This window comes from Winogradskyella thalassocola (assembly GCF_900099995.1).
GTDB lineage: Bacteria > Bacteroidota > Bacteroidia > Flavobacteriales > Flavobacteriaceae > Winogradskyella > Winogradskyella thalassocola.
This window is the reverse complement of sequence record NZ_FNCZ01000006.1, coordinates 183,413-204,296: the sequence shown is the minus strand read 5'-3', so window position 1 is coordinate 204,296 and position 20,884 is coordinate 183,413. Positions and strand designations below refer to the sequence as shown.

Here is a 20,884-nt window from a genome sequence, read left to right as displayed (position 1 = left end):
TCTAAATAATAGGCGTTAAGACCATCCACAATTGTTATAGTAGCTGCTTTGTTACAAACTTCGATTTTCATCCGTTCAAATTATTTAATAAAATAGCCTCAACAAAAATGTTGAGGCTATAGGTTTCATATTTAGTAGTAAGGCAAAGATTAATTATTTCTTCTTCCCTTTTTGTTGTGATTGTTTTTGCTGTTCAGCTTGTTCCATCATCTCAGCCATTTTCTTTTGAAACTTGTTTTGTTTCTTAGGCTTCGTTTTGCTGACTTCAATTTTAGCTAACACTTTATCTTCATCAATAATGTAGTTTTTAATTACTAACATAATACCAATACTAATTAAGTTAGAAATAAAGTAATATAAACTTAAACCAGAAGCATAGTTGTTAAAGAATACCAACATTAAGATTGGAGAGAAGTAAATCATATACTTCATCATTTTCGCCATATCCGGCATCCCTTCTTGTGTTGGCTGTGTTGCCATTTGCTGACCAGTCGTCATTTTCATATAAAAGAAAATAGCAATAGCCGCTAAAATTGGGAATAATGCAACGTGATCCCCATATAATGGAATGTGAAATGGTAAATCTAAAATAGAATCATAAGAACTTAAATCGTCTGCCCAAAGGAATCCTTTTTGTCTTAATTCGAAAGCCGTTGGGAAAAACATAAATAAGGCATAGAACACAGGAATTTGCATTAAACCTGGCAAACATCCACTCAATGGACTTGCACCAGCTCGGCTTTGAATAGCCATAGTTTCTTGCTGTGCTTTTAATTTATTGTCTTTATACTTTTCTCTTACTGCATCTAACTCCGGCTTTAAGATTTTCATCTTTGCCTGAGATAAAAATTGCTTATACTGTACAAAAGACAATACGATTTTTACTAAAATGGTCATTACAATAATAGCAATACCATATGGTAAAAATCCACTAAGGAAACCAAATAATGGAATAAACAATACGACATTTATCCATCCAAAAATTCCCCAACCAAATGGTATACTTTTTTCTAAGTCTTTATCGTATGCTTTTAATGTTGAATTATCTGTTGGACCATAATACAGACCTAAGTTTTGATTTAACTCGCCACCACTATAAGCTAGAGGTATTTTAGAGGTATACAACTTTGTAAATAGAGTATCAATTTCTTCGTCCTCTACTAAATCTTCAGATGTTATTGCAGCTTTATTAAACGGACTATCGTTAGCCACTAAAATAGTACTGAAAAAATGCTGTCTGTAAGATAACCACTCTACATCATTAATCGATTCGTCATCATCACTTGCTTGCGATAATTTATCTACTTTACCATCATCATACATATACGTTAATCTCGTATAGCGATTTTCGTAACTTATACTTTTAGAATGACGAATACTTTTTTGTTTCCAATCTAATTCAATTGGTTGCGATGTATTAAAAACATTACTTAAACCTTGTGATTTAATTGAAAAGTCAATCATATAATCATTAGGTTTCAACTCGTAACGGTATTCTAAAAATGCTGTTTCAGAAACTTTAAGTTTCATAGAAACTACTGTATTTTCTCCATTTTTAGTTACACTTGGTTGAAAAGGAAAATCTTGCGTATTTAGTGTTCTATTATCCGACGTACCGAACGTAATATTGAAAGCACTATTATTATCCTTTACCATATAAATCGGTACAGAATCATAATCCACAAAGTTTTTCAATTTTACTTCTGCTAAGTGACCGCCTTTATTGTCAAACTTTAATTCAAAAACATCCGTTTCAACTCTTGTTTGTTTGTCTGTTGCAGATGGTAAGGTTAATGCATATGCAAAAGACCCTACTTTATTGTGAAGTGCTACTTTTTGAGTAGAATCTAACACTTGTGCATTAGTTGTAAAATCTGCTGAAGTCGTAACTAAAGTTTCATTTTGCTTGCTTTGCGTTTTCTCAGATTCAACCTGCTCCTGCTCTGCTTTTTTCTGTGCTTCAAGCTCTTCTGGAGTTGGCTGGTTTTGGTACATTATGTATAAAAGTATACCAAATATGAGGACAAACCCTATTATAGATTTAACGTCGAATTTCTTTTCTTCCATGTTTATTTTTCAGTTTTAGACCTGTCATGTATATTGCACCTGACAGGTCTTGCGTGGCTACAACTGGTTAACTCAAATAGTTATCCAAAGTTTTGTTTACGCCAAAGTGACATATTATTAATTACTTTTTCTTTTTTTTATATTTTAAAGCAGCAGCAACAAATGCCACAAATAATGGATGCGGATTTTTTACTGTACTCTTATATTCTGGATGGTATTGCACACCAACAAACCAATCGTTCTTAGGTATTTCTACAATTTCCACTAACCCTGTTTCAGGATTTAGACCTGTAGCTTTCATACCCGCTGCTTCGAACTGCGCTTTATAATCGTTATTAAATTCAAAACGATGTCTATGCCTTTCGGTAATCGTTTCAGCATTATAAACTTTATATGCAATGCTATCTTTTTCTATATTGCAATCCCAAGTTCCTAATCGCATGGTGCCTCCTTTATTAACCACACCTTTCTGTGACGCCATTAAATTAATTACAGGATCTGGAGTCTGCTCATCCATTTCTACAGAATTCGCATCCTTAAGATTTAATACGTTTCTGGCATATTCTATAACAGCCATCTGCATCCCTAAACAAATTCCTAAAAACGGAATATTTTGTTCACGAACAAAACGTACCGCATCAATCTTACCTTCAATACCGCGTTCTCCAAAACCTGGAGCTACTAAAACACCGTCTAAATGGCCCAATTTAAATTCTATATTGCTTTCCGACAAATACTCAGAATGGATTGGCTCTACGTTAACCTTAACCTCGTTTTCCGCTCCTGCATGAATAAACGATTCTAAAATAGATTTATAAGAATCTTGAAGCTCTACATACTTACCGATTAAACCAATGGTTACTTCGCTTTTAGGATTCTTATGACGCTTTAAAAACTCGTTCCAACGTTTTAAATCTGGCACATCACTTTTTAGTTGTAACTGATTTAAAACCACTTTATCTAAGCCTTCTTCTAGCATTAAATTTGGGACATCATATATTGTTGAAGCATCAATAGATTCTATAACAGCTTCCTTTTTCACATTACAAAAACGGGCTAATTTGGTTTTTATACCATCGTTAAGCGGATGCTCTGTTCTACACACCAAAATATCGGCTTGTACTCCACTTTCCATCAATGTTTTTACACTGTGTTGGGTTGGCTTCGTTTTTAATTCACCTGCAGCAGATAAATAAGGTACTAATGTTAAATGTATAACACATGTGTTGTGTTCACCTAAATCCCACTCCAACTGTCTTACAGCTTCGATATATGGTAAAGATTCAATATCTCCGACCGTTCCTCCAATTTCAGTAATGACAATATCATAATCACCAGAATTTCCAAGAATTTGGATTCTGCGTTTAATTTCGTCCGTAATATGAGGAATAACTTGAACTGTTTTTCCTAAAAATTCACCACGTCTTTCTTTATCGATAACACTCTGATAAATTCTACCTGTTGTGACGTTATTAGCTTGTGATGTAGGTACGTTTAAAAAACGCTCGTAATGTCCTAGATCTAAATCCGTTTCTGCACCATCATCCGTAACATAGCATTCTCCATGCTCGTAAGGATTTAAAGTACCTGGATCGATGTTAATATATGGATCTAATTTCTGAATGGTTGCTCTGTAACCTTGTGCTTGAAGGAGTTTTGCCAAAGATGCAGCTATTATGCCTTTTCCGAGAGAAGAAGACACGCCTCCTGTTACAAAAATATACTTAGGGTTTGTGGTCATAATACGCTTTTAAACGCAGGCAAAATTACGAAATTTAATGAGTTATTCTCTATTTGTTTAAGGTTTGTTAATATGTTATTAATTCAATGTGTTAATATTAAAACACAACCCCCTTAACTAATGATTTACAAATCATTACAAATAAACACTCCCTATACATTACAATCTAATAACCAACTTACTTTGCATTTAAAAGTGAAAGGTATTTGCACATGGAATCATTTAACCGAATATATGAGACATTTAACGCATTGTAGAAACACCAACTGTACCTGTATCTCTTTTGGCATTACTAAACAAAAAAGATCTTAAAGTTCTATACATGCCTTTTAAAAACATACAGTCCACTTATAGTAAATAAATCAGATTACCAATAGCAACCACGCCTGTTAAACACCCTAATATGAAATCCATTTTAGTTGCAATAAAAGTAAGTTTATGTTCAATTTTACTAGCTACTGTAGCATACAAGGCATATAGTGAAAAAGAACCTATTGTAGAGCCAACTGAAAAATAAAAACCATTTAGGAAAGAGTATTCGAAGTAATCTAACACTATTAAAAAAGAAATAGATGTAAAATAAAATGGTATCGCAAAAGTATTAAGTAGCGACATACCGATGCCATGTAAATAAGCCTTCGACTTCTTAATTTTTACTTTTATTTTCTGCTTTCTTGAAATAAAATGTAATCTAAAAAAATAAATAGATATTAGAAATAAAATCCCTGTACCAATCTTTTGAATATTAGTAATGTATTCTGAGTTTTTCATCAAAACACTTGATAAATAAGCGCCAATGTTAGCTTGAAAAAACAATACTGTTGCAAAACCTCCAATAAGATATAAAGCAGATTTTCGACCGCTTTTCAAACTGAATTTAACCACTGTTATATTTAAAAAACTTGGCGTAATACTACCTGATGCGGCAATAACAAATCCCAAAAGTAAGCAAGTAAAGAAGTTCATAATTTATGTCTTGCCACAAATAAACAATATAGAGTGTTAGCATATTACTGCATTTCATCTTTGCTGTAACCCAAAAGAATTTCATAAGAAGATTCGCACAATTAATTACCTAGTATCACTACTACCCCGAAGTTATACTTGATTAAGCATATTAACCTTGCTTTTTAAAATCTCTACGAATCGTATAAATCAACTCTTCTAAGCCATTGATTTTTATTTCGCACATCTGAGCCATCATACGTCCAAGTTTCCCGTCAGGAAATCCTTTTTGCTGGTACCAGATATAGTAATATTCTGGGATATCTATTAGGTATTGATTTTTGTATTTGCCAAATGGCATTTTGTAATGTGCTAATTCAATTAAAACTGTACCGTCTAATTCCATTTTTAATGAATTTTAATGTAGATAAAAAGTAGATTGTGTTGTATGAAATAATAATAATAAGATTTGACAATCATTAGACTACAAAGACTTGTAATCTTCAAATTCTCTAAGCTCTTTTTGAATTGTAATCTCCCATTCTTTTTGCATTTCTCTATTCATAGAATGGTTGGTTTGTGCGTCGTAACGTTTTTGAGTTTCATTAACGGCTTCATTAATTTTAGCATGCAACCTGTTCATCTGGTCTTTTACATTTTGGTTGACAACTAACTTTTTTATTTGTGCTCTAAATTTACGTGCATAAAGTTCTGTGATATCAAAATGTAACTGCTCATGAGCTAATATATAAGCATTCCCTTTGTCTTGTATATACCAAGATTTACTTGGGTAAAAATGCGCTTCAACAGAAGTAGAAAAGTCAACAATTCTTTCTCCAGATGTATTTACAGAATACCCAAAAGTAATACCAGAGGCCGTTAAAGCCACAGCATCAGATTCTAAATTAGGTGTTGCTTTAAAATCTGCCCAGGTTAGCTTAGCAGATTCATTCCACGTCATGGACTCTTCATTAGAAGTGCTTCCAAGAAAAAATAGGGCTAAAATTATAAGTAGGTTTTTCAAGTGTAATTATTTCGAATTAAAAGTAATATCTTTTTCGAAAGTAGAATACTAAATGCGATGTAAGACTAGGAAATGACTATTAATGGTATTATTAAATAAATTATTCTGCCTTTACAATTCTAAGGTCATCGTACTTTACTATGTATACAGCTTCATTAATATAACCACCTGACAGCGCTTTATTGTATCTAAATTTATTTTCTATATACTCCGTTTCAATAGAATTTATAGAAGCGTCATATAAATTTTCAGCAGAAGCCAAACGCATTAAAAGATCTAAAGTAATATCAAAACCACGTGCTACATATTTACTTGGTGTTACTCCATATTCTTTTCGATATGCCTCAACAAAGCCATTTGATTTTGTTTCATCAAAATCTTTATGCACCGATGGGTAATGAAATTTAAGATGTGATAAGTTATTATTATCTATATCTTTTCCTTCAAATGCTTTTCCTTTGTTTAACGTTGCTAGAATAATTTCAGTTTTATCTACCGCAAAAGCATTTAGCATGCTTATAACGCTCGATGCTAAAGACGAATTATCAGTTTCTAAAAACACTATTGTTCTACCGGCTGAAAATACATTCTGCAAATTAGCATGGTATATATAATACGCATCTTTTGTTTTATCTTTTTTATCTTTTTGCGTTAAGATCAATTTAGAATTAGGAAAGACCTTTTGTAACGCTTCACTACTGGTTTTATGTGCATGATCTGAAATGATAACAACTTTAGTTTTTAAACTATCTGCTTTTACAAAATCTATCATTGTTTTACTCAACAACTTATCATCTGGTATAGTCTGAAACACATTATTATAAACTTGCTTCGGCTTATTCATTGCAGCAATTACTGGTATATTATCTGCTTTTAGTGTCATTGCCACACGATTAAAACTATTTTCTTCCATTGGTCCAATCACAGCATCGTAATCAGAAAAATCATTCTCTGCAAGTACTTCTGCTGTTTTTGAAACATGATAGCGTGTGTCAAAAACCTTTAAATCTGTTGAAATTCCTAATTGCTTTGCAGAATCTAATGCCATCATAACTCCAACATGAAAATCTAATACTGTAGATAATAAACGTGTTTCTTTTATCTTCTCTTTAGTTTCTTCAACAGCATCTACATCAATCCTATCGAGACGATATGGCATCATCAAGGCTATCTTTTTAGTCTTAAAATTGGTTAAGCCACTTTTTAAATTTGTGATTTCAACAGCTTCTAATTGACTTTTAGTATCAACACCTTCTGGTACTTTTAAAATCATACCAGCTTTTAAACCTGTTTCTTTTAACTCTGGGTTTAATTGCTCTAATTCCTCTTGAGTTAAATTGAGTTTTACCTTTAATCTAAAAAACCCTTCTTTAGGTAATACTTCGTAATAACCAAATGTCGATTCTACTTGTTTTTCTTCTTTATCTTTTATATTAGGGACATTTAGCTCGTCACCAGGCTGAATGGTTTCATTCATAAATGGATTTAAAGCTTCTAAATCGGCTACTGAAATTCCAAATTTGTAGGCAATCCTCCACTTTCCCTCTTGAGGTAACACGGTGTATTTTTTTACGGTATTCGTTAAGGTTTGTTTAGAGACTACTGTTTTAAATCGTGGAATTCTAATCTTATCACCTTTCTTAAGGTTTTCAGAATATAAAGAACGGTTTGCTTTTTTTATTTCTTCTTCAGAAACACTGTATTCTTGTGCTAAGCCGTACAACGTTTCTTTTCGTTTCACCTTATGATTCTTATAACCAATAAGTTCTCTACTATCTTCTATAATAGATTCATTCTTTACCTTAGAATTTGGGATGATTAAAACAGTATTAGGCTGAAATTTGCGTCTAGCATCAGGATTTAGCGCATAAATATCAAATGGAGTCACTAAATAACCTTTGGCTATACTTTCAATCGTCTCGCCTGGTTTTACTGTATGCTCAATATAATCTTGAGCACTTAGTCCAATTGTAAACGCAATTAATATGATGGCTAAAATGTTTTTCATGAATTCTATTTTACTGTAAACTCCTATTTAAAACTGCTTACTTTTTTATTTTCTACTATAAGAGAGCCTGTAAACTCTCTTTATTCCCATTCAATAGTTGCTGGTGGTTTTGAGCTGATATCATATACAACTCTATTCACACCTTTCACTTTATTTATGATTTCGTTTGATGTTTTTTGTAAAAACTCATACGGTAAATTTACCCAATCAGCAGTCATTCCATCTGTACTTTCTACAGCTCTTAACGCTACACATTTTTCATAAGTACGTTCGTCTCCCATAACTCCAACGCTATTAACAGGTAATAACATTGCGCCTGCTTGCCATACTTTATCGTAAAGGTTCCAAGAACGCAGATTATTAATAAAAATAGCATCTACCTCTTGTAATATACGTACTTTTTCTGCCGTTAGATCTCCAAGAATCCGAATTGCCAAACCTGGACCAGGAAATGGATGACGACCTAATAGTTGTTTATCCATATTCATAGAAGCACCAACACGTCTTACTTCATCTTTAAACAAGGCTCTAAGTGGTTCTACAATTTTCAACTTCATATAATCTGGTAATCCACCTACATTATGATGACTTTTTATAGTCGCACTTGGTCCTCCTGTTGCTGAGACACTTTCAATCACATCTGGATAAATGGTTCCTTGAGCCAACCATTTTACATCTTGAATTAAATTTGCTTCAACATCAAAAACATCAATAAACGCAGATCCAATTGCTTTTCTTTTAAGCTCAGGATCACTTAATCCTTTTAGAGCATCCAAAAAGCGTGCCGAAGCATCTACACCTTTAACATTTAATCCCATGCCTTCGTATTGATGCAATACATCTTCGAACTCGTTTTTTCTTAATAAACCATTATTTACAAAGATGCAATAGAGGTTTTTTCCAATAGCTTTATGCAATAACATTGCTGCAACTGACGAATCTACTCCTCCTGATAAACCTAGGACCACTTTATCGTTTCCTAATTGCGCCTTAAGACTATCAACGGTTTCTTCAACAAAAGATTGTGGTGTCCAATCTTGTTCAACCTCAGCAATTTTAATTAAAAAGTTACTTAAAAGCTGATGACCATCTGTAGTATGGTAAACTTCAGGATGAAATTGAATAGCATACGTTTGCTCTCCTTCAATTTTGTAAGCTGCATTTTCTACATCAGTAGTACTCGCTAAAAGTACTCCTCCTGTTGGTAATTGTTTAATTGTATCACTATGGCTCATCCAAACCTGGCTGCCTTCGTGTATATTTTCAAAAAAATCTTCATCAGGTTTCACAAAACCTAAATTAGCTCTTCCGTACTCTCGTGTATTGGATTCCGCAACTTCGCCACCCGAAAAATGGGCTAAATATTGCGCTCCATAACAAACGGCTAGCATAGGCTTTTTTCCTCTGATGCCCTTTAAGTTAGGATGAAGCACTGCTTCTCCTCTCACTGAATTTGGACTACCAGATAAAATAACAGCTTTAAAGCTTTCTGAATCTGAAGGAATTTTATTGTAAGGATGAATTTCACAATAGATGTTTAATTCTCTAACTCTTCGCGCAATAAGCTGTGTGTATTGCGATCCGAAATCTAATATTAGGACTTTGTTGTGTTGCATGCGCAAAAATAAGGATTGATTTGGAAATTACGTTTTATGATTTATGATTTTTTAGATTAATTTTCTTTATTAAAATTTTATATTTTGTCATATCTCAGTTTTATTAAAAGTCGTTCAACTTAAGTCTAAAAAAGAAAAACCTTTATAAATACACTATTATATTGATAATTACTTTAATTATACCTCATCAGATTAATTCTGAAGCTTAGCCAAAAGCAAAAAAAGCTGCCCTTTTAAATAAGGACAGCTTTTGGATGCTATTACTCATTTGTTATAACCTATTTAATAATAAGCTTTTGCGTCTGAATTTGACTATCATTAAATACTTTTACAAAATAAACTCCACTTCCAACCCTTGAAACATCGACAGTGTTTATTAAATCGAAGTGAATTATGGATTGATTTAATACTAAACGACCGTGAATGTCATATAAATTAACCTTGGTAGCAGCATTAAGTGATCCTTTAATCACTATTGTTTTCGGATTTGTAGTGGTATAAATCTGTAAATTATCGAAGTCATTGTCGTCAACTGATAACACTGTTGATGCGAAACGAAGATAGAAACGCCCCGTACCGCTTAAGTCCACATTTGGTGTAAATGTATAATCCCCTGAATTTAACAATGTAGTCGTATTAGCGACGCGATCTTCTAAATACACTTCTACTGTATTTGGCAAAGTGGTTTCGCTTATACTAAATGCAATTTGCTCTCCTTGATTTGCATTAATTCCAATAGGAATTACAACATCACCTAAATCGGAATAAGGTAAAGATTGAATAGCTATATCTAAACCATTATTATCCTCTACAAGGTTTGAAAATATTGAAAATTCAGAGGTGTTTCCGTTAAACGTTCCTGCATCATAACCAACATCTAACCCTCTAGTTGTACCTTCAATAAAGTAAATTTGAGTAGAACTACTTTTATCTGCACTATTTAAGTATAATTTTGTAGATGCTATATTTGAAACGGGTTGTCTTCCTAAAATAAAATCATCAGAATTACCTGTTCTTCGCATTGCTGTTGTAAACTCAATAGTTCCTCCACCTGATTTAGCCTTCACAAAAAAGCCTTGTCCAGGTGTAATTAAATCATTAATTGATCCATCTGCGATTGTAGCCAAGTTCCAAATTGTCCATCCATCTGAAGTATTGCCATCATAACCATATAGAGCTCGGTAGGCACTATTAGAGTCTAGTTGAGATGAGTTTTCTGTAAAGAAATCCCCAAAATCAATATACGATGGGTACGGATTTCCAATTAAATTCCAATCGCGATAAGTTGCACCAGAGTTGATTATATCTACAGTAATTGCTGTTGTAGGTATAGCACCTGTAAAGGTTAAATTAGTTCCCGAAACAGTTCCTGCTCTATAACCAATTCCGCTCTTTAAAGTTGTAGTAATGTCATCGGTGTAATTGATATAACTATCAGCAGTTTTATCAAAAGGACCAAATAAATAAGTTCTTGGATTATTGTTTCCGTCATTTAATATATCTGTTGCATTGTTACCTGAAAGTAAAAAGCTTTCCCAACTTTGACCAGAAAGTGGTGGTGAAATAAGATCGTTACCTCCTACATTAGCATTAACATAGCGCTCATATTTTACTGTTCCTTCAATTATACCATCAACAATTAAACTAGAATACGATAGTGATGTTGAATTTAATGTGGTTGTATTAGCCGTTAATGTCACACCTGAATCTACTGTTACTGCTGCACCAGCATTCACAGTTAGTGTCTCGCATATCGTATTAGAAGAAATTACTGCTACACCCGATTCAACTATTATTTCATCATTTAAATTGGAAGCACCATTAGGATTGCTTGGAGACCAAACATTATTATCAAATGTATAAGTTATACCAGGTATAACTGCACAACCAATCAATTCTATTTCCGCTAACTGCGTCATACCTTCAGGATCCCCACCATTTTTAGTGATTTCTAATCGGTATGTTTTGTAAGCCGTTGCATTAGAAAATGTGAATTCGATAGATTGATAACGGTTTGGAAAATGTACTCCTGTCCAACTACTTATTTCAGTAAAGTTCCCTCCATTAGACCCTAGAAGTCTAAAATCTTCAGGATCTCTATTTGGCTCATCATTAGCACTTGTAATTATCAATCTATTTACCCATTTAGGACCATCAAACTCAATAGAAATATGACTTGGATTAGCCACTGTTGGACTACCTCCATTATCTAGCCATTTGCTAAAATTGTTCTGTGTCTTCAGATTATCAAAAGCCTTAAACCTGTTTTCTGCAGCATTAATTTCTGCTCTCGCTAGTATGGTTCCTGTACCTACAGGATCTGTATGATCTACAATTGTTCCATTACATTCAATTGATACTACTGTAATCTGCGCCACATCTGTGAATGCTCCCTCAACTGTTGTCGCAGTAATAGAGGCTACACCTTCAGCTAGTCCTACTACATTTCCTGAAGCATCTACGGTAGCTATTGTATCATCACTAGATGACCATATTACATTTTGCTCACAGGCATTATTAGGCAATACAGAAGCTGTTAAAGCTAAGCTTTCTCCTGTGAAAATTGTTGATTGCTCTTCCGAAACTGTGACTCCAGTTACAGGAACACTTAACTCTGTGAATGTCCATTTAAAAAAATCAGAGCCATCATTCACATACGTCTTAATACTAGCACCGTTAGCAGTAGAATTATTTTCTATACCTAAATATAGGTTATTAGCATTACTTTTTATGGCATATTCGTTATTTCCTAGAAATTCTAATGTAAATAATTGGGCAATTGTACCATTCTCTTGGTATTGTATCACATTAGTCCCTGGAGCTTGCCCTTGCCCTGCAACATCTATATTTTTATTACTATGAACTGCTTTGAACGTATAAGAATTGTTTCCATCAGGCGCTACATAAAATTGCTGATTAGCCCCTTCAACATATTGCCATTGATGTACATCTGCACTATTAGCAAGAGACACACCTTCTATATCCATAACTAACCCACTCGCTACGTTGGTTACAATATAAGTACAAGCACGAATTGTAGGATCTTCAAAATTAGGATCAAGCTGGTTTATCCATGCTTCAATAAGATCTACTCCTTGCTGATCCACTACATTTTTAGCAATTGGAGGCATAGCAACAGTTTGATCAACACTTTCTGTTCTATGAAAAAGAATAGAATTGGCTGCGTCTCCCGCTATAACAATTTTATCTAAACCGTCTACAGGTGTATTTGTTCCCGCAAACATAAGACCGGTTTGTAATAACGTGTTAGACAATCTTAGATCAAATTGAGCTCTTTCTCCAGATCCACCAGGTCTGTGACAGTAGGCACAATTATTATCGAGATAAGATCTTGCCTTTTCATCTAAGCTAGCATTAGGATCACCTATAGCCTTATGCGTCTGATATCCTAAAACGGTATTATCATCAATGGTTTCATCTAAAATACCCAAATGACTTAAGGTAACTAATTGATTTGCATTTATTGAGGTTTTCGGATACGTGATGTTAGAATTTAAATTTCTAGTTCGAGGTCCTAAAGTTCCTTTAGTTGCCGGATTATGACAAGCGATACAATCTTGAGTACTTGGATAAGCCCATGTTTGATATCTCGGAGTTCCGTTTGTTGTTGTTATCTCAATATCTTCTTCTAGACCAGCGTATAACAATTCAGCATCCGTTTGCGCATCATTCCATTTATAGGTTAAAAAGTAGAAATTACCCGAACTCGCCTTAACTGAAAACCTTGTTTCTAAACGCTTCGTTATACTAGGATTCGATTCATCTATAGGCATTTCAAAATGCTTTATGAGTACTGAACCAATTGGAAATTCCCAATCTCCGTCTTCAGAAAAACTGATTTTTTCTTGTGGAGTATTATGTGAACCATCATTAGGAATTACCATCCATCGTTTTTTCTCTGCTCCGTCTGACCAAAATGATTCTACTAAGTCATAAGGTAGCACCCCAGAATTTGGAGTTAATGTCGCTAAATTTAGAAATGCTTCAGTCTCTGAAAGTAATTGAGGTACGTCATCGAGTGGAGACTCATTTACCTGTGTCATTTTATAAAGAGGAACATTATTTCCTTGGGTTAACAAATAAAGTTCACCTTGGTTATCCTCTCCAAAAGATATAATATTTGTATTTTGATGTGGAGCTGCAGGATTAAATGCTGTTATTAAGTTAAAGACACCTGTAGTTGTATCTACAGCCCAAATTTCTTTACCTAGCCCATAATCTGCACATATATATTTACCATAAAATTCTGGCATATTCGTTCCACGATACACGTAACCACCCATTAGAGCATTAGCTTCTGAACGCGGAAAGGCAACTAAAGGACTTTCTTGTTGCATATTATTATACAATCCAGCATCTGGTCCACCACAATTTGCACCAGGTCCCGCGACATTACCTTCATAAACAGGCCATCCGTAATTTTTACCTTTACTAACGATATTAATTTCCTCATGTGTACCCTCACCAATTTCTCCAATATACATAGTACCTGTTAAAGCATCTTTGGTCATTCTATGTGGGTTTCTATGCCCTATAGTGTAATACTCTTCAAAATTTTGACCAGAAGGACTTAGAAATGGATTATCATTAGGAATACCATAACCTACTCCAGATATTTCATCATTAAAACGCCCTGTGTTTAACGTTCTAATTGGAGTATGACTTTTTGTTGGGTCTTCATTCACATCAAAACGTAAAACACCACCATCTAAGTTTGTCGTTATATTTTGTGGCTTAGTATAAGCCGACTGCTCACCTGTTGACAGATACAAAAATCCATCATCTCCAAATTCTAAGGCTCCTCCTCGGTGGGTAGAACTAAACATTCGCATTTTAAGCATGGTTAATTCTGATCCTGGAACAATTGTAAATGTATTTGGATTAACTTCATATCGTCTTAGATAAAGAAAACCTCCCCAATAATCCTCCTTATAGCACCCAAAACCACTCAAAAAAGCATCAGGATAATCATTACCATTTTGATCTTTAGAGGTATAATATGTATAAAAATAATTTTTACCTGGTGTACCAAATTCAGGATGGACTTCTAGACCTAAAAATCCACCATCCCAAACTACCCCTACTTCATTAGATAAATCTGCTACAAGGTTCTTTGTTGCTACTGTATTATTATTGTCAAACCAATAAATCTCACCATTTTGCTGACCTACTACCAATACATTACTATTTGGAACAGCAGTAAATGTTAAAGGTGAATTAAATGTAAGATTAGAAAAAACTGGTTGGTATGGATTAGCAGATGCTGTAACATCAGGAAACTTTCCATTTAAAAATGTCCCAACAGCTTCTGGTTGAGTAAGACCTGGCCCGAAAAAATATGGTGCCACACCTAAAATAGCAAAAATGGATAAACAAAAAAACAAAATAGAAATCTTGTTTTTCTTAGTAGAAAAATAATTCATTTGTTGAAGAGTTTGTATTAATAGCATAATAAAGAAAAGCCTTTAAATTGTAATAAAAACTTTATCTAGGCAAACTACATCTTTCATCGACGAACTATCTAAATACCAGCTAAGTAGGAAAAATTACAAACTCTAAATTGAAAAGGATATTATTGGATAAATTCTATTTTAAAAAAGCAAAATATTCAGCTCAAAAATTCATTTAGGCTATATATTTTTTTACAATAAAACTATGTTTTCAACGACATTAAATAAACTGATCAATACACCTTATCAATTTTCAAAATACAATTACCTAAAATTAGTATTAAGTCCTTTTAAACTCGGATTAGGAGATAATCACTCTTGCCATTTTTCAGAATGAGTTTACTGACTACTACATGTGTTCTTATAGTACCTAAACAACAAAAAGCTGCCTTTTATTAAAGACAACTTCTTACTAATTATTATTTTATTACTAACTATTTAATCACAAGCTTCTGTGTCTTAATTTGACTATCATTAAATACTTTTACAATATATACTCCCGTTCCAATATTTGAAATATTAATAGTATTTAATAAATTAAATTGATTGATTTTTTTATTTAATACCAATCGACCTTGAATATCATATAAGTTGACCATGGAAGCGGCATTTAGCTTTCCTTTGATATTTAATAATTTCGGATTAGCTGTTGTAAATATTTGTAAATTATTTAACTCACTATCTTTTAAGGATAATACTGAATTAGAATAATGAATATAAAAACGACCAGTACCATTTAAATCCGTAACAGGTGAGAATACATAATCTGCGTTATTTAGTAGTGTGAACGTGTTTTCTAAAGCATCCTCTAAATAAATCTTAATATTAGCTGGCAATGAAGATATATCTTCAATTCCTATACTTAGCTGAACTCCTGCTTCTGAATTTACACCTATAGGAATAACAACATCATTTATATCCGTATAAGGTAAAGATTGGATAGCGATATCTATGCCTGTATTACTTTCTACTAAATTTGAGAATATTGAAAAATCAGTAGCACTCCCTTTGTAAGAACCTGCGTCAAACCCAACATCTAACCCGCGTGTCGTACCTTCTATAAAGTAGATTTGTGTTGAACTACTGTGATTGTCACTAGTTAAATTTAGTTTATTCGATACAAAATTAGAAGTTGAAGATCTTCCTAAAATAAAATCATCAGAAGAACCTTTACGACGCATGGCGGTTGTATAATTAACTAATCCACCACCAGACTGAGCTTTCACAAAGAAACCTTGACCAGGCGCAATTAATTCAGCAATGTTTGGATCGGCAATAGTAGCATAATTCCAAACTGTCCATCCATCAGAAGCATTCCCATCATACCCATAAACAGCCAAAAACGCACCGTTAGATTCAAATTCATTTGCATTAGCAGTAAAGAATTCATTAAAATCAAGGTAAGAAGGATATGGATTTCCAATAAGGTTCCATGCAAAACCAGCTGAGGCATCCGTAATAGGTACATTTGAAATATTATTGTTTCCTACAGTACCTTTAAAAGTTAACGTACCTCCATCTAATGTAGCGGCTCTGTAGCCGGTACCAGATGTAAGTGGAAATTCTTCGGTACGATAAGCTCCTATATTAAAATTCTGATATGCACCTTCAGCTACATTATATGGTGCAAATGCAAATTCTCCAAAGTTGTTAGGGTTCTGTGGCAAATTTAAATTTGCCTTTTCAAAATCATTATTAAAGGCTGCATTTTCTACAGGAGAAGAAATGAGATCATTACCTCCGCTTACAGACGTTCCTATTTTATTAACATAACGCTTATAACTAACTTCACCATCGACAACTCCTTCAACAATTAAACTAGAATACTCTTGTGATATTGAATTTAACGTCGTTGTATTTGCTGTTAGGGTTATACCTGTGTTTACGGTTAATGACATACCTGCTTCAACTATTAAATCTTTACAAGATGTGTTGCTAGAAATTACAGCGTCACCTTCATTAATTATAATAGTATCAATACTTGTAGCTAAACCATTAGGATCACTAGGAAACCAACCATTAGAATACGTATAAGTTATTGGATTTTCAACATTAATTTGTATCGTTTTAATACATTGGTTGCTTGGTGTTAAAGCCATAATCTCTGCAGCTGATGCCCAAGCATTTCCCCCTCCTTCTGTAAGTGCACGTAAGCGTATATACCGTCCTTGTTTCTCAGTGAAATTAACGGTCTTTAAAGTATTGTTATAGGCCCATGTTCCTGAAGCGACACTTGAACCCCAATTTGAAGTTGAATTACTAACATAAATTTCATAATTGGCAATTGTACCATTTAATGTGACACCTTGGCGCGGTAAATATTCAAGACCCATCACACTTGACTCCTCTCCCAAATCTATCTGAATTTCATGAGGATATGCGGTCGTCGTTTGATTCCATTCTGTATGCCAAATGGTACTAGGATCACCATCAATTGCATTTGCGCTGCTGCCACTCTGAGTAGAAGTCAACTCTTCACTATTTACATAAATAACAGATGGAACTGGTTTTATAACAGTAATCTCAGCAGCCGATGCCCAATTTTGACCTGCAATTGCTGGCGTAAGCGCTAAGAAGCGTAAATAGCGCGCTTCCGTTGATGGAAAAGTAACTGTTTGTAAGGTCGTATTGTTTCCTCCTGTTCCAGTCGCTACAGGAGTACCCCATTCTGAAATAGAATTACTTACATAAATCTCAAAATCACCGATTCTACCATTTACTCCTGTCTGACGTGGCAAATACGTAAGGCCATATGACCCTGAGTTTTCACCTAAATCTAAAACTATTTCATGAGGGTAATCAGGATCATTATCATCTCCAGGAGGTGCCCATTCTGTATGCCAAAAAGTAGCAGGATTGTTGTCAAGTGCATTTAATGCACCAGCAGCTTCAGTAACAATCTCCTCACTGTCTACAGATACTAAAATAGGATCCACTGGGAATATTAGTGATTTACTTAAGGTACTATTTATTGAATATAGTCCAGATTGCGCAAGCGTAATATCATCAAGAACATTACTGTTTATAATACTACCATCTGGTGCTCTTAAAGTATAATCAATGCTTTCTGAATTAAGAAATAATCCTACATCATCACCTACGTTAACTGAAATCTCTGAAAACCCACTATCTATGTCTCCATTTATGTCATAAACTATCTCTAAATTTTCACACGAATTATCTCCTACCACTACTCCGCGTTCACTGTCGTATATACTTTGTATTTCTTCAGGTGAAAGGGCAACATTATATAATTTAAACTTATCCATACTTCCATCTAGCTCATCTGTGACACCACTACTGTTTCCGTATCCTACAACCGGCGCAGGACGCTTATCATAAAAACCAGAAAGGGTAAACGTATCATATAGTGGATCCGTAGTATTAATTTGAAGGTTACCTGATACAATATCACTACAGATTTGTTGTCCATTAACATAAAGTCTAGCAATAGTGCCATCATAAGTTCCTACAAGATGCTCCCAAACTCCAGGATTGTATTCTCCAGTATAACAACTGGCCTGACCATTGGTTTCTGTAAAGAATTCCAACTTATATAAGGAATTGTGATATCCAAAGAAAAAAGAGGCATAATCATGAGCAAAAATAGACACATTAGGAATCTCACCATTCTCGGGTATTATACTTCCTGTGTCTCTATTAACCCATGCCATAACCGTAATTTGATCGGTCAATGCGGCTAATGAAGGAGAAGAAGGGATTTCGACTATCGTATTACTATTAAATTCCATACCATCCATTTGAAGTGAACTTCCTGAAAAACCATTCTGATTCCAATAACCAGCACTAAGTGGTACATCAGCTCCACTATCATTATATTCCTTAATTACACCATTATTATCATTACCAGAAGTATCCGTAATATCAGAACCGTTTCCTTCAAAAAAATCAAATTCCACTAATAGATTAGCTCCTTTAATTCTAGAATCTGGAGAACCAACTAATACAGCTTCAGACATACTTGGAACACCATCTGCATTTAAGGCAAATAACATATAATATCCTGGGGGTAATATATTTGCATTAGGCATAGCTAGTTGATAATTACCATTAGTCCCTGTATAAGCAACTGGAATTCTACGTTGTTCATTATTTACACTATGCGTTGAAGACGACATTCTAACAAAAGAAAATTCAGTAACGTCTAACGAAGCGGTTACGGGCAATGTTACTCCATAATAAGCATTATCTGGAGAATTTAAAGTTGGACGAATCGCTAAATCTCCATTATCATCAAATAGATATGGTGGGCTATAAATTTCGGCATTGGGATGATTAGCTCCACCTGTTGGACAATTACCACAGAGACCTCCTCCACCTATAAAAACACGACCGTCATTTAAAAGTATGCCAGCACTATGGTACGTTCTAGGTATTTGCATGCTAGCTAATGTTCTAAATGAATTAGTAGCAGGGTTAAACATTTCAGCAGATAAGTGAGCACCAACATCCGAAAATGCGACAGCCGTATTCATACCTCCCAAAACCAAGACTTCTCCATTAGGAAGTGCCACGCTGCTTACAAATATTCTTGCGTGTGCCATATCATTAGTTGTACGAGTTACTGTAACATTATTCTCGTCATTGATATTAATAACATAGGCCTTTTCATTACTTAGTGTATTAGAAGCATAGGTCTCACTTCCACCTACTTTTAAAATCTTTCCTATATCGTACATCACAGTGTTACCATTCATAGAATATTCATCATCCCCTCTTTGACCAGCATCTACATAAGAACCATTACCGTTATCTCCATTAACATCAAGCCAATGCATTCTTTCTCCTGGACCTGCATGGAATATTTTACCATTAGGAGCGGCCCATAACCAAGCGTGGTTATCTAATCTAAACTGACCTTCTGTCTCACCACTACTATCTGCCGCGTTCCAAAGTAATTCTCCTTGCAATCCGTTAAGTACAGTCCATCCAGAATCTTCCGTCCAGATTTCTGCTGTTCTACCTCCATAAGCACCTCCACTCCATGAACCACCTATCGTAAATGCTGAGCCATCTGCTAAGGTAACTGCACCTTGATAGCCTCTAGCAATATTCATGTCATCTGCCCTACTCCATGTTTCTGTTTTAGGATCATAAATACTAGCGCGTTCACTTGAACTTCCCCCTGTTGCCATAATTCTTCCATCTGCCAAGTTGTTAATACCTGGACAGAACATATCATGATTTGTATTTGTTCTTGTTCTTGGAAAAACCGCACCATCTGTACCAATAGAAGGATCAAATATTTGAGTGAATGTGTAACCGTCGTCCCCCCCAAAATCATGATGATACTTTGAAGACCATGTAATCAATTTACCATCTGGCAAATTGGCTAAAGCCACAGGTACAATATCGAAAGGAATTGGATTGCTCCATTGACCATTTATTTCTGGGTTTTGAGAAAAGCCTTTAAAACCTATAATTAGAAATAGGAAAAAAAATTTAGAATACTTTAAGTTAATCATAATAGCAGCAAGATTTGGGTTAGTTTCTAAAGTTTAGTATAATTCTGATTGAATAAACAGATATCACTTCCCTTTAATTATACAAATTACACACTAAAATTTAACAAAAAGTATTAATTGAGATGAACTGCTCTTATTTTCGACAAACTATCTTATTTGCAGGGAAACAGAGGCGCTAACCTACTAGGGTTAAAATATTTATACTATCGTTGCGCCTTCATATTTAAATGTTTTCCGTAATGCCAGTCCGAGAAATATTTTGATAAAACAAATTAGATCCACAACTAATTTAGAAACGAAAATTCCTACTCTAAATACAAATTTCATTTATTTCAATCATGAAATTCATTCAATCTTAAAATTCATTCGAATTGACAAAATTTCATCAAAATGTACAACGAATTGAAACTGTTTTCATAAAAAGAAGTGATTCTACTTAGACATCTAAGTAGAATCACTTTTTTATAAAACTAATTAAAAATTAGGAAAGGACGCTATTGGTGATATTCTTTAAGAAATAGCTCGT

Annotated in this window: 9 protein-coding genes; all 9 read right to left on the bottom strand. The window is 34.1% G+C overall.

Annotated elements, in window-relative coordinates:
- Positions 1-153: 153 nt before the first annotated feature.
- Positions 154-2,067 (bottom strand): membrane protein insertase YidC, encoded by a 1,914-nt coding sequence (gene yidC / locus BLT80_RS14465; RefSeq protein WP_092469205.1) that lies wholly within the window; start codon positions 2,065-2,067, stop codon positions 154-156.
- Positions 2,068-2,188: 121 nt separating this feature from the next.
- Positions 2,189-3,808: a CTP synthase gene (locus tag BLT80_RS14460; RefSeq protein WP_092469203.1), complete on the bottom strand. Its 1,620-nt coding sequence runs from the start codon at positions 3,806-3,808 to the stop codon at positions 2,189-2,191.
- 348 nt (positions 3,809-4,156) lie between these two features.
- Positions 4,157-4,774, bottom strand: coding sequence for a LysE family transporter (locus BLT80_RS14455; protein ID WP_092469201.1), 618 nt, complete (start codon positions 4,772-4,774; stop codon positions 4,157-4,159).
- Between the two features lie 151 nt (positions 4,775-4,925).
- Complete coding sequence (locus tag BLT80_RS14450) at positions 4,926-5,159, bottom strand: DUF3820 family protein (protein ID WP_092469200.1); 234 nt, start codon at positions 5,157-5,159, stop codon at positions 4,926-4,928.
- A 78-nt stretch (positions 5,160-5,237) separates the two neighbouring features.
- Positions 5,238-5,777, bottom strand: a complete 540-nt coding sequence (locus tag BLT80_RS14445) for a DUF922 domain-containing protein (protein ID WP_139181084.1) — start codon at positions 5,775-5,777, stop codon at positions 5,238-5,240.
- Positions 5,778-5,877: 100 nt separating this feature from the next.
- Complete coding sequence (locus BLT80_RS14440) at positions 5,878-7,785, bottom strand: amino acid ABC transporter substrate-binding protein (RefSeq protein WP_092469196.1); 1,908 nt, start codon at positions 7,783-7,785, stop codon at positions 5,878-5,880.
- 80 nt (positions 7,786-7,865) lie between these two features.
- The gene (gene guaA / locus BLT80_RS14435; protein WP_092469194.1) at positions 7,866-9,401 is read right to left on the bottom strand and encodes a glutamine-hydrolyzing GMP synthase; all 1,536 of its coding nucleotides are present in this window, start codon (positions 9,399-9,401) and stop codon (positions 7,866-7,868) included.
- Between the two features lie 278 nt (positions 9,402-9,679).
- Complete coding sequence (locus BLT80_RS14430) at positions 9,680-14,845, bottom strand: PQQ-dependent sugar dehydrogenase (RefSeq protein WP_175455624.1); 5,166 nt, start codon at positions 14,843-14,845, stop codon at positions 9,680-9,682.
- 461 nt (positions 14,846-15,306) lie between these two features.
- Positions 15,307-20,358, bottom strand: a complete 5,052-nt coding sequence (locus BLT80_RS14425; protein WP_092469191.1) for a discoidin domain-containing protein — start codon at positions 20,356-20,358, stop codon at positions 15,307-15,309.
- Positions 20,359-20,884 lie beyond the last annotated feature (526 nt).

Coding starts and splice junctions, on each gene's coding strand:
- yidC (WP_092469205.1), bottom strand. CDS start 2,067: ATGGAAGAAAAGAAATTCGACGTTAAATCTATAATAGGGTTTGTCCTC.
- BLT80_RS14460 (WP_092469203.1), bottom strand. CDS start 3,808: ATGACCACAAACCCTAAGTATATTTTTGTAACAGGAGGCGTGTCTTCT.
- BLT80_RS14455 (WP_092469201.1), bottom strand. CDS start 4,774: ATGAACTTCTTTACTTGCTTACTTTTGGGATTTGTTATTGCCGCATCA.
- BLT80_RS14450 (WP_092469200.1), bottom strand. CDS start 5,159: ATGGAATTAGACGGTACAGTTTTAATTGAATTAGCACATTACAAAATG.
- BLT80_RS14440 (WP_092469196.1), bottom strand. CDS start 7,785: ATGAAAAACATTTTAGCCATCATATTAATTGCGTTTACAATTGGACTA.
- guaA (WP_092469194.1), bottom strand. CDS start 9,401: ATGCAACACAACAAAGTCCTAATATTAGATTTCGGATCGCAATACACA.
- BLT80_RS14430 (WP_175455624.1), bottom strand. CDS start 14,845: ATGAATTATTTTTCTACTAAGAAAAACAAGATTTCTATTTTGTTTTTT.
- BLT80_RS14425 (WP_092469191.1), bottom strand. CDS start 20,358: ATGATTAACTTAAAGTATTCTAAATTTTTTTTCCTATTTCTAATTATA.